Consider the following 11,908-nt stretch of genomic DNA (forward strand, 5'->3'; position numbering starts at 1 on the left):
GTCAGCGCGAAGCGTCCGGCGCGTACCAGAACGGAATGCGGAACTCGCGGTGGCGCATGGCGCCGCGCTCGGGCCCGCCGGCATTCCAGACCAGCCGCAGGTCGTGGCGGCCGGGTGACAACGCCGACAGCGGCAGGTAGCCGACCAGGCCCCGCATTTCCAGGTCGCGCCGCTCCATTGCCACGAATCCGTCCAACGCGACCGGCGTGCCATCCAGGGTGACCGCCCAGAAACGCGCCACACACTGCACCGCCGCCGTTTCAGCCGCCGGCCCGCGCAGCCGGTTCTCGCCGCCGGGCAGTGCGCCGCACAGCCGCCGTGCCAGTTCATTGTCACGCTGCGGCTGGTGCGGGATGAACACCCGCAGCAGCGCACCCTCCACCACGTCGGTGGGAATCATCGGGTAGCGCAGCAGGCGATCGTGGTCGGCGCGCAGCGACTCGTAATGCGCACTGACCATACCCTCGTCCACCGCTTCGGTGGTGATGACCTCATAGCGGTTGAACAGCGAGAACTTGGCCGAGCTGATCGCCTGCAACCCGCCGATGGACATCGCCACCATCACCGCGACGAAGTACGCCACCATGAAATTGCGGGCGTAGCGGTTGCTCTGCAGGGTCAACTGCACCGGCAGCAGCAGGCGCATCGGGATCAACCACTGGTTGAAGGCAAGCACGCGATGGGTGATCCGTTCCAGCCCGGGGCTGGCCACGCCGCGCAGGTGCCGGCGGGCAATCACTTTCTCGAGTACCAGGGGCACGCAGTTGCTCAGCACCAGGACGGTGAAGAACAGCCCGGCGATGATCAGCATGACGCGGTCGGCATTCCCGAACAGCGCGCCGATGGCGCCGGCGACGGCGAACAGCAGAACCGCGCCCGCGCCGATCAGCACCATGGTCAGGGCGAACAGCAGGGTGGCCGAAAACAGCGTGGACGCAGCGCGGTCGGCGTTGGCGATCACCCCGTCCAGACTACCCACGCGTGCCTGGTAGAACACCCGCGACACCCGCCCCATGAGCGGTATCCGTTCCCAACGGATTCCGTCGGGGAAGTGGACCTTCAACCCGATCAGGCCCACCCAGTACCCGCGGATGGCGAGGTGTGCGATGAGCGCCACCGCCACCACGTAGCACAGGCCCACGCTGGTGCTGAAGCCAAACCACAACGCGTAGCCGTAGACGCCCTCGGTATGCACGGTACTGGTGGCCCACGCCTCGAAGATGCGCCCCGGCACGGCCAACAGCGCGAACGCCAACAGGCCCGAAATGAACAGCTCCAGCTCATCGGTGCGTTCGCGCAGGCGTGCGAAGCGTCCCTCGTGGTCCGGCGCCGTTGGCGGGTGGCCGGGGGTACTGCCAGGCTCCAATGCTTCGCTCACGGGCAGCTCGTGCTGGGGTGTGTTGCCGGAGTATACGGCCGGTCCCCGAGGTTGCCACTGGCCCGGACACGAAAATGCCGGCCCCCAGTGGCCGGCATCGTGTCATCGCTACAGGGGCGCAGAATCAGCGGTACTGACGCTCGCAGCGGCGCTCGACCACGCGGTCGCCGTTCTTCTGCTGGCTGCGTCCCTGGATGTTGCGGCCTGCAGCGCCACCGGCAACGGCACCGGCCACCGTCGCCAGCTTCTTGCCGTTTCCACCGCCCACTTGGTTGCCCAGCAGGCCACCCACCACCGCACCGGTGGCGGTACCGGCGATACGATTGGGGTCCTTGGCGTTGCGCTGCACTTCCACGTTCTTGCAGACCACCTTGCTGCCGTCGTTGAAGCGGCGGCCTTCGTCCTTCGGACCATAGGTCTGCGCAGCGGCGCCGAACGAAGCGGCCACCAGCGCGCCCATGCACATCACACGTTGAATCGTCTTCATGTTCGTCTCCTCATTCGCAGGACATGGGACCAGCCTGCGCCCGTTGGCTGCAACCGGCAGTGAAAACATGTCGAGGTCACGTCAACATCGCCATTGCGTTCAGGCGGCGGACACCTGCGGGCGATGCGGCGCGGCGTCGACGCAGGCGTGTCCAACGGCCCGGTATGATCCGGCGTGACCCTCTCACCCACGCCGTGGTGGACCTCCATGCGCCGCACTGGAAAACCATCTTTTGCTGCCAGCCCGCGGGTAGCGCGATGACATCCCTCTCGCTGCTTATCGACGGCAGCGCGATACACGACATCGCCAGCTTCTATGCCGAGATCAACCGCGTGTTCATGGCCGACGAAGACTGGCAGCTCGGCCCCAGCCTGGATGCGCTGGATGACCTGCTGTACGGCGGCTACGGCGCACTGGCCGGGCATGCGGCAGTGAGCGTGCACTGGAAAGACATCGCACACAGCCGTGTGGCACTCGGCGAGGCAGCAACGCGCGCCTGGCTGCAGGAAAAACGCGCGCGCCCCGGCACCTTCAATATCCGCGCTATCGATGCCCAGCTCGAAGCGTTGGAGCGCGGCCAGGTCCAGACCTACTTCGACATCGTGATGGACATCTTCGCCGCGCATCCCAACGTGCGGCTGACCTCCTGAGGGGTCACGCATACTGCGAACATGACGGCCGCGTTGCCCGGTGCGACACAGAAGGATCATTTCTGCCTTGCGCGTCTGGCCAGGTCTTCCACACCGCGCACAAGGGACACCGCTGAGACCGCCCGGGAGTCTCCGCTTGACGACGCAGCTTCTGGCACGTGGAACGTGTACGCGTACATCGAGGAGTACACGTTGATCACCTGCACCGCGACCCAGGCACTGCAAGCGGATTCGGAAGCCCGGCGCGTGCCCTCACGATAGTTCGGCGACTGAAGGGCAGCATTGAGGTATGCAGGGAAGGCCGTGCTCCCGCCCCCGGACGCATCACCGTCGAGCCCGCTGTAATGGGAAAGATCCTCACTCGGCGACCATCGCATTTGCCGGTCGTGGGTCAGACCCGCCGGAGAGATCATGCCCAGGACACATGCAAACACAGCCTTGCTTTTCAGTGCGCGTAGCCATTGCTTCACGGTGGTACCTCGCCTTGATGCATCCATGTCGGCCGTGGGTGGGCGTGCGTGTGCGGTGGTCATTGCAGCTACCCGCCTACGCGGATCCGATCAGGGCGCTTCGCCATAGAACGTGACTCCTGCTGGGCACAAGCTCGGACACAATTTCGTTGAACACGCTGGGCGGGTCCGAGAGCGCATCGATCCGCAGCGTAAATCCCTGCCCCTCCTCCGCCTCGTAGGAAATCAATTCGGCAATGGCGCCGGAGGCACACTGCATTCCGATCGATCGCCATGGCCCCAGACCGGGTTCATCGCCCCGGACCAGATCGCAGCCAAAGTAGCCGGTCACATCCGCGTCCGTGATGGAGAGCTTGGCCACCTCAACATAGGACCCACCCGGCCAGCGCATGCCGCTCATAAGCGGCAGCAGGGTCTTCTTGGCATCGCGCATAGGGCTTCCTGGCATCCATCGGAGGGTGTCACGTTACACTTGGCGTCACGCCGACGAAGGGCTTCCCCCTCGATCGCACCCACCAGATCCATGGTCAATCCCACCCGGTTCCCGCGCAGCGCCACCAGGGCACCGATTCTCCCCGTGAGCACCCGGATTGACCGCCAGTTCGTAAGGACGTTTCTTGCAAACCACTGATTCGACAATGAAATCCAAGGACAGCAAGGGGGCCGCAGAGCACACCCCCCTGATGAAGCAGTTCTTCGCCGCAAAGTCCGAGTACCCGGACCTGCTGCTGTTCTTCCGCATGGGCGACTTCTACGAGCTGTTCTACGACGACGCGCGCAAGGCCGCGCGCCTGCTGGACATCACCCTTACCCAGCGCGGCAGCTCCGGCGGCGCGCCGATCCCGATGGCCGGTGTGCCGGTGCATGCCTATGAAGGCTACCTGGCCCGGCTGGTGGCCTTGGGCGAATCGGTGGCGATCTGCGAGCAGATCGGCGACCCGGCCCTGGCCAAGGGCCTGGTGGAACGCAAGGTGGTGCGCATCGTCACCCCCGGCACCGTCACCGACGAAGCGCTGCTGGACGAGCGCCGCGACACCCTGCTGATGGCGCTGTCGCGCGGCAAGCACGGCTATGGCCTGGCCTGGGCCGACCTGGCCGGTGGCCGCTTCCTGGTCAACGAGGTGGATTCGGAAGACGCGCTGGAGGCCGAGCTGGCCCGGCTGGAGCCGGCCGAGCTGCTGGTGCCCGATGAAGAAAACTGGCCCGAGTTCCTCAAGCACCGCAACGGCATCCGCCGCCGTGCGCCCTGGCTGTTCGATGCCGACAGTGGCCGCCGCCAGTTGCTCGCCTTCTTCAAACTGCACGACCTGACCGGCTTCGGCATCGACGACAAGCCGCGCGCCACCGCCGCGGCCGGCGCGCTGCTGGGCTATGTCGAAGAGACCCAGAAACAGCGCCTGCCCCACCTGACCGCGATCGCCACCGAGACGGCCAGCGAGGCCATCGCGATGAACGCGGCGACGCGCCGTCACCTGGAACTGGACACGCGGGTAGACGGCGATACCCGCAATACCCTGCTTGGCGTGCTCGACACCACGGTGACCCCGATGGGCGGGCGCCTGCTGCGGCGCTGGCTGCACCGCCCGCTGCGGCTGCGCGAGGTGCTGGTGCACCGCCACGATGCGGTGGCCACGCTGATCGACCGCGGTGCCGAGGGCGACATCCGCGATGCCTTCCGGGCGCTCGGCGACCTGGAACGCATCCTCACCCGCGTGGCGCTGCGTTCGGCGCGCCCGCGCGATTTTTCCACCCTGCGCGATGGCCTGGGCCTGCTGCCCGAGGTCCGCGCGGTACTGGCGCCACTGGATTCGCCGCGCCTGGTGGCGCTGCATGCAGCGCTGGGTGAGCACGACGAATGCGCACACCTGCTGGCCAGCGCGATCGCGCCGACGCCCCCGATGAAGCTGAGCGATGGCGGCGTGATCGCCGAAGGCTTCGATGCCGAGCTGGACGAACTGCGCCGCCTGTCCACCCATGCCGACCAGTTCCTGATCGACCTGGAGCAGCGCGAGCGCATCAGCAGCGGCATCGCCACGCTGAAGGTCGGCTACAACCGCGTGCACGGGTACTACATTGAAATCAGCAAGGGCCAGAGCGACAAGGCGCCGGTGCACTACACCCGCCGCCAGACCCTGACCAATGCCGAGCGCTACATCACCGAAGAGCTGAAGTCGTTCGAGGACAAGGTACTGTCCGCGCGCGAGCGGTCGCTGTCGCGCGAGAAGGTGTTGTACGAGCAGTTGCTGGACACGCTGGGCGGGCAGTTGGAGCCGCTCAAGCAGTGCGCCGGTGCCTTGAGCGAGCTGGACGTGCTGGCCGGTTTCGCCGAGCGCGCCCAGGCGCTGGACTGGGCCCGCCCGGAGCTGGAGACCGCACCGTGCCTGCGCATCGAACGTGGCCGCCACCCGGTGGTGGAAGCGGTGCGCGAGCAGCCGTTCGAACCCAACGACCTGGACCTGCACCCGGACCGCCGCATGCTGGTGATCACCGGCCCGAACATGGGCGGTAAATCCACCTACATGCGCCAGAACGCGCTGATCGTACTGCTGGCCCACATCGGCAGCTTCGTGCCGGCCAGCCGCGCGGTGATCGGCCCGATCGACCGTATCCTGACCCGCATTGGCGCCGGCGACGACCTCGCGCGCGGGCAGTCGACGTTCATGGTGGAAATGGCCGAAACCAGCTACATCCTGCACCACGCCAGCGGCCACTCGCTGGTGTTGATGGACGAGATCGGCCGCGGCACGTCCACCTACGACGGCTTGGCCCTGGCCGACGCGGTGGCGCGCCACCTCGCCTACCAGAACCGCTGCTACACGCTGTTTGCCACCCATTACTTCGAGTTGACCGCACTGGCCGACGAGCAGCACGAAGGCGGCACCAGCGGTATCGCCAACGTGCACCTGGATGCGGTGGAGCATGGCGACGCGCTGGTGTTCATGCACGCGGTGAAGGACGGCCCGGCCAACCGCAGCTTCGGCCTGCAGGTCGCCGCGCTGGCCGGGCTGCCGAAATCCACGGTCGCCCAGGCCCGCCGGCGCCTGGCCGAACTGGAGCAGCGTGGCGGGGAAAGCCAGGTCGCCACGGTCACCCCGCAGGCCTTGGATGCACCGCAGCAGTTCGGCCTGTTCAACGCGCCCAGCACCGCCGCGCAGGACGCGCTGGCCGCGATCGACCCCGACGAGCTCACCCCCAAGCAGGCGCTGGAAGCGCTGTACCGGTTGAAGGCGCTGGTCTGACCGGCGCCCGGCACGACCAACGGTCGTGCCCTACCGGGCGATGCGAGGACGCCCACGCGCCCACACGGTGGCACGCGACCGTCGGTCGGGTGGCGACGACGATGCCACCCGTCGGCCGAACCGCCCGGTGGCACCCGACCGTTGGTCGGGTGGCCCCGTGCCCGGGCGACCCCGGTAGTGCCGGCCGCTGGCCGGCTCCACGCACCCCCACCGCAGCACGACCAACGGTCGTGCCCTACCGGGTGATAACCGGGCACCGCCCACGGAACACCACAACGGGGGCGACCGACCATTGGTCGGACGGCCCCCCACACCGGTAGCACCCGACCGTTGGTTGGGTGGCCTCTTCCCCCGGTAGCACCCGACCGTTGGTCGGGTGGGCCCTTCGCATCCCCGTAGTAAATCCGGCGGTATGCTCGGGCGGTCCGCCACCTGCCTGGAGTCCGTCGTGAACAACGCATCGCTTGCTGCTTCCCTCTTCCAACAACTGCAGCAGGGCCAAGGCCTGCAGCAGGTGTCCCAGCAACTGGGCATTGAACCTGCCCAGGCCAGCAGCGCCGTCGGCGCGGCGCTGCCGCTGCTGCTCGGCGCGATGGGCCGCAACGCCCAGCAACCGCAGGGCGCCGACGCCCTGCTTGGCGCACTGCAGCGCGATCACGCGCCGGCCGCCGGGGGTGGCTTCGATCTGGGCGGCCTGCTCGGCAGCGTGCTGGGCGGCGGCGGTGGCAACGCCACCAACGGGGCCGGCATCCTCGGCCATGTGTTTGGCGGCAACAGCGACCGCGCCGCGCAGGGCCTGAGCCAGGCCACCGGGCTGGACAGCAGCAAGACCAGCCAGCTGCTGGCCATCCTCGCCCCGATCGTCATGTCCTACCTGGCGCAGCGCTTCGCCAATGGCGGCAACGCCGGCCAGCTCACCCAGGCGCTCGGCCAGGAAGCGGAAGCGGCCAGCAGTGGCGGCCTGCTCACCTCGGTGCTGGACCAGGACGGCGATGGCCAGCTGGGTATTGGGGATCTGCTCAAGCTGGGGGGCGGGTTGCTCGGCAAGCGGTGATGTCCGATTGACCATAGGGTGCTGGGAGCCGGCCAGCGGCCGGCACTACCGGGGGGCCGCTTTGGTATAGGCCCGTCCTATCGCTTTGGTTGATTCGTTCGAATTTACCGAATGCCTGAACGTGCTTAACGTAGAGGCATTCCCGCAGGAGATCGTCGGATGCATCGATTGACCCCATCGCGCACGCGCGTCCAATCCATGCCCATCGACCGTGCCGGATGCTCCTCGCCCTGAGCGAAGCGCTCTTTCCGATTGCCCTGCCCAACCGCGGCAGGTGCCCACATTCGCAAGTACACAGGTAGCGACCCATGAAAAGCGAAGCCAAGTGCCCGTTCAACCACGCCCTCGTCGGCGATGCCACCACCAACCGCGACTGGTGGCCCAAGCAGCTGCGCGTGGACCTGCTCAACCAGCATTCCAACCGTTCCACCCCGCTCGATGACGGCTTTGACTACGCCACCGCGTTCAAGGGGCTGGACTACGCCGCGCTCAAAGCCGACCTCACCGCACTGATGACCGACTCGCAGGAGTGGTGGCCGGCCGACTTCGGCCATTACGGCGGCCTGTTCGTGCGCATGGCCTGGCACAGCGCCGGCACCTACCGCATCGGCGACGGGCGCGGCGGCGGCGGTCGCGGCCAGCAGCGCTTCGCCCCGCTCAACAGCTGGCCGGACAACGTCAGCCTGGACAAGGCACGCCGCCTGCTGTGGCCGATCAAGCAGAAGTATGGCCAAGCCATCTCCTGGGCCGACCTGCTGATCCTCACCGGCAACGTCGCGCTGGAATCGATGGGCTTCAAGACGCTGGGCTTCGCTGGTGGCCGCCCCGATACCTGGGAACCGGACCAGGACGTGTACTGGGGCCGCGAAACCACCTGGCTTGGCGGCGACGTGCGTTATGCGCATGGCTCCGAGGGCGTGCAGGAAGACCACGGCGTGCTGGTGTCCGATGACGACGCCGACGGCGACGTGCACTCGCGCGACCTGGAGAACCCGCTGGCGGCCGTGCAGATGGGCCTGATCTACGTGAACCCGGAAGGCCCGGACGGCAATCCCGATCCGCTCAAGGCCGCCTTCGACATCCGCGATACCTTCGGGCGCATGGCCATGGACGACGAGGAAACCGTTGCCCTGATCGCCGGCGGCCACAGCTTCGGCAAGACCCACGGCGCCGGCCCGGCCGACAACGTCGATGTGGAACCGGAAGCGGCGGGCCTCGAGAGCCAGGGCCTGGGCTGGGCCAACAGATTCGGCACCGGCAAGGGCGGCGACACCATCACCAGCGGCCTGGAAGTGACCTGGACGCGCACCCCGGCGCAGTGGAGCCACGACTTCTTCGAGATCCTGTTCGGCCACGAGTGGGAACTGACCAAGAGCCCGGCAGGTGCCCATCAGTGGGTGGCCAAGGACAGCGAGGCGATCATTCCAGACGCTCACGACCCGTCGAAGAAGCATCGCCCGACCATGCTCACCACCGACCTGTCGCTGCGCGTGGACCCGGCGTACGAGAAAATCTCGCGCCGCTTCCTGGCCGAGCCGCAGGCCTTCGCCGACGCCTTCGCACGCGCCTGGTTCAAGCTCACTCATCGCGACATGGGCCCGCGCACGCGCTATCTGGGCCCGGAGATCCCGGCCGAGGAATTCATCTGGCAGGATCCGGTGCCCGCAGCGACACGGCCGTTGATCGACGCCCAGGACATCGCCGGCTTGAAGCAACAGATCGCCAGCGCCGGGTTGAGCGTGGCCGAGCTGGTGTCCACCGCGTGGGCGTCGGCGTCGACCTTCCGCGGCTCGGACAAGCGTGGTGGCGCCAACGGCGCGCGCATCCGCCTGGCCCCGCAGAAAGACTGGGCGGTGAACCAGCCGCAGCAGCTGGCCAAGGTGCTGGCCGCGCTGGAGAAGATCCAGTCGGGCTTCAACGGCAGCGGCAGCAAGCAGGTATCGCTGGCCGACCTGATCGTGCTGGCCGGCGGCGTGGGTGTTGAACAGGCGGCCAAGGCCGGTGGCCACGACATCAGCGTGCCGTTCACGCCCGGCCGCACCGATGCCAGCCAGGACCAGACCGACGTGGAATCGTTCGCGGTGCTGGAGCCGTATGCCGACGGCTTCCGCAATTACCTCAAGGGCCGTTACAGCGTGCCCGCCGAGGTGCTGCTGATCGACAAGGCGCAGCTGCTCACGCTGACCGCGCCGGAGCTGACCGCGCTGGTCGGCGGGCTGCGCGTGCTGGGTGCCAACGTCGATGGCAATGCGCAGGGTGTACTGACCGATCGCCCGGGCACGTTGAGCAACGATTTCTTCGTGAACCTGCTGGACATGCGCACGCAGTGGAAGGCCGCTGGCGGTGGCTATGAAAGCAGTGGTGCCAAGCGCTGGACCGGCAGCAGGGCTGATCTGGTGTTCGGGTCCAACTCGGTGCTGCGTGCCCTGGCCGAGGTGTACGCCAGTGCCGACGGCGAGAAGAAGCTGGTCCAGGATTTCGTCGCCGCCTGGACGCGGGTGATGGAACTGGATCGCTACGACCTGCACGCTTGAGCCATCCAGGGGACCGACCTGCGGGTCGGTCCCTTCCGGCGTCCGTCGACATGCAGTGCCACGGCCTGCAGCCGCATGCGGGTATCAGCGGCCGGCAGCGCGCAGACGTTTGAGGATCGGCGCGAACTGCGGGCTTTCGGTGCGCATGGGCGTAGGCACCTTGCCCGCCTCCACGTCACGCCAGTACGTCGCCGGCAGTGCGGCGTCGCCCAGTTCGTAGTCCATGCCATCCCACGCGTCTTCGCGGAAGGCGTAGAACGCCCAATGCACCTTCTGTGCCTCGAGCACGCGCAGGACATCGTCCAGGTAGGCCGGGCAATCCGGCCAACGGCGCATGCAGCCGAACTCACCGACCACCATCTGGCTTCGCGCCACGCCATGCTCGTCGGCCCACGCCAGGGGCTGCTGCAGATAGCTGGCCACGCGCGTTGCATTCCACTGCGTCTTGCCCGGGCCGAACGGCACCACGGCCGGATACCGATACGGCGTGGCCCGCTTCTGGTTGGGGGCGCTGGTGGCCGCGTACGGCTCGTACATGTGCACGCTGTACAGCAGATGCGGATCTTTCAGCGGCGCAGGCCAGTACGCCAGCGCGTCGGCAGCTGCATACCAGCCCGGGTCCAGCATCAAGGGCATGTCGGCATCGACCTCGCGCACCGCCGCGATCAAGCCGGTGTAGAAGCGTGGCAGATCACGCGGCCCGTCCTTCACGGTGGCATACCACGCGCGCATCGCGGCCGGGTCGGCATGCTCGCGCAGCGGGGTGCCGTACTCCGGGGCGGGCTCGTTGATCAGGTTGTAGGCCACCAGCGCCGGGTGCCCGCGCAGCGCACGCGCGAGGTCGCGCCAGAACGCCTGCGCGGGCCGATGGTTGTCGAACGACTGCCAGAGCCGCTGGTCGACCACCCCGCCGTTCTTCTGCTTCCAGCGCAGCAGCGGCAGCGACAAGGGCACCAGCACCACCTTGATGCCGGCGGCATCGGCATCGTCGAGCACCCGGCGCAGGGTGGCGACGTCGGCCGGCACCAAGCCCTGGTAGCGATCGGCATTGCCCATCAGGAAATCGCGGCCACCGGCCGAACGCCACTTGTCCGGTGTCAGCCGTACCCAGGTGGCGCCGGTGGCGCGCAGCGCATCGAAATAGGCGCGGTCCGGTGGCTGTTCGTTGAAGCTGTTGCCGCCGCGCTGCGGCTGGCTCCAGAAGGTGTTGACGGCGGCCTGCGCACTGAAGGCGAACAGGCACAGCAGCATGCAGCAAAGGCGGATCGACAGCGGGCGCATGGGCGCACCTCCTTGAACGAAGCGGCAGCCTGACGCATGCCCATGGCATACACCGTGACTACGTCCCTGTTTCCGACATCAATAGTCACAATGCGTGGAAGCCACGAAACCACTAGAGCGAATCGATGTCCCCGAGTGCACGGATCAAGCGACGCGCGCGTTTGTCCGGGCGATGCTCCGGCGGCAGGTAACCATTGCGCGCAGCCTGGCGTTGGGCATGCGCCTCGGCCCGTCGCGCGCGCGACGCCTCGCTTTCCTCGTACAGCTGCTGCGCCACCGGTGCCGGCCCGCGCAGCTCGCTCAGGCCACGCACCTGCACCTCGTAGACGTCGTCGCCCCGGCTGATCTGCAGCTGCTCGCCCACGCGCACCGCGCGCGAGGATTTGGGGCGTTGCCCGGCCACGTCCACTTTGCCCGTCTCCACGGCCTGCTTGGCCAGGCTGCGGGTCTTGAAGAAGCGTGCGGCCCACAGCCACACGTCCAGCCGCACGGCGGCCAACGGCGTTGCTTCGATCATGCGGGTTGTTCAGCTCCCCGGCTCTGCCGGTCGTCGGTTCAAGGGTTGCGGCGCCGCCGGATTGCCGCGGCAGCCGGTGCCACCGATCAGCACGGGCACGCCCGCATCGAGATCCCGGCGCTCGCTGCCGACCTGGCATTCCGGTCGGTCCATGGGCCGCACCTGCGCATCGCCGAGGCGGTCCATACCCGAAGAACATGCGGGCAGCACCGCAGCAATCAAGAGCAGCGCCAGCGCGGGCATGAACCGGTCAGCCAGCGCGGCGCGCCGGCACCTGTTGCGGATGAAGGTTGGCATC

General features: G+C 67.6%; 10 protein-coding genes. 4 read left to right on the plus strand and 6 right to left on the minus strand.

Annotated elements, in window-relative coordinates:
- Nucleotide 1: 1 nt before the first annotated feature.
- Together DX03_RS13775 and DX03_RS13780 are read right to left on the minus strand one after the other, a co-directional pair.
- A complete protein-coding gene (locus DX03_RS13775; protein ID WP_244880125.1) occupies nt 2–1,378 on the minus strand; it encodes a hypothetical protein in 1,377 nt (458 codons plus the stop codon).
- Nucleotides 1,379–1,502: 124 nt separating this feature from the next.
- Complete coding sequence (locus DX03_RS13780) at nt 1,503–1,865, minus strand: glycine zipper 2TM domain-containing protein (RefSeq protein ID WP_038689601.1); 363 nt, start codon at nt 1,863–1,865, stop codon at nt 1,503–1,505.
- A 257-nt stretch (nt 1,866–2,122) separates the two neighbouring features.
- Between DX03_RS13780 and DX03_RS13785 the strand changes: the two genes are divergently transcribed.
- Nucleotides 2,123–2,515 carry a barstar family protein gene (locus DX03_RS13785; RefSeq protein WP_038689603.1) on the plus strand — a complete coding sequence of 131 codons (393 nt, stop codon included), beginning with the start codon at nt 2,123–2,125 and terminating at the stop codon, nt 2,513–2,515.
- A gap of 546 nt (nt 2,516–3,061) precedes the next feature.
- On the opposite strand, the gene DX03_RS13795 is transcribed toward DX03_RS13785, so the two are convergent.
- Complete coding sequence (locus DX03_RS13795) at nt 3,062–3,418, minus strand: hypothetical protein (RefSeq protein ID WP_038689607.1); 357 nt, start codon at nt 3,416–3,418, stop codon at nt 3,062–3,064.
- 205 nt (nt 3,419–3,623) lie between these two features.
- On the opposite strand from DX03_RS13795, the gene mutS reads away from it, so the two are divergent.
- The 3 genes from mutS (at nt 3,624) to katG (ending at nt 9,812) form a co-directional block, all read left to right on the plus strand.
- Nucleotides 3,624–6,224, plus strand: a complete 2,601-nt coding sequence (gene mutS, locus DX03_RS13800) for a DNA mismatch repair protein MutS (protein ID WP_051598869.1) — start codon at nt 3,624–3,626, stop codon at nt 6,222–6,224.
- Between the two features lie 412 nt (nt 6,225–6,636).
- Nucleotides 6,637–7,278, plus strand: coding sequence for a DUF937 domain-containing protein (locus tag DX03_RS13805; protein WP_038689612.1), 642 nt, complete (start codon nt 6,637–6,639; stop codon nt 7,276–7,278).
- 308 nt (nt 7,279–7,586) lie between these two features.
- Nucleotides 7,587–9,812: a catalase/peroxidase HPI gene (katG, locus tag DX03_RS13810; RefSeq protein WP_038689615.1), complete on the plus strand. Its 2,226-nt coding sequence runs from the start codon at nt 7,587–7,589 to the stop codon at nt 9,810–9,812.
- Between the two features lie 84 nt (nt 9,813–9,896).
- Here the strand turns inward: katG and DX03_RS13815 are convergent, their stop codons facing one another.
- From DX03_RS13815 to DX03_RS13825, 3 genes are all read right to left on the minus strand, one after another.
- Complete coding sequence (locus tag DX03_RS13815; protein ID WP_038689617.1) at nt 9,897–11,093, minus strand: glycoside hydrolase family 5 protein; 1,197 nt, start codon at nt 11,091–11,093, stop codon at nt 9,897–9,899.
- A gap of 112 nt (nt 11,094–11,205) precedes the next feature.
- The gene (locus DX03_RS13820) at nt 11,206–11,610 is read right to left on the minus strand and encodes an RNA-binding S4 domain-containing protein (RefSeq protein ID WP_038689619.1); all 405 of its coding nucleotides are present in this window, start codon (nt 11,608–11,610) and stop codon (nt 11,206–11,208) included.
- Between the two features lie 9 nt (nt 11,611–11,619).
- A complete protein-coding gene (locus tag DX03_RS13825; protein WP_244880126.1) occupies nt 11,620–11,907 on the minus strand; it encodes a hypothetical protein in 288 nt (95 codons plus the stop codon).
- Nucleotide 11,908 lies beyond the last annotated feature (1 nt).

It is taken from the genome of Stenotrophomonas rhizophila (genome assembly GCF_000661955.1).
GTDB classification, from domain to species: Bacteria; Pseudomonadota; Gammaproteobacteria; order Xanthomonadales; family Xanthomonadaceae; genus Stenotrophomonas; species Stenotrophomonas rhizophila.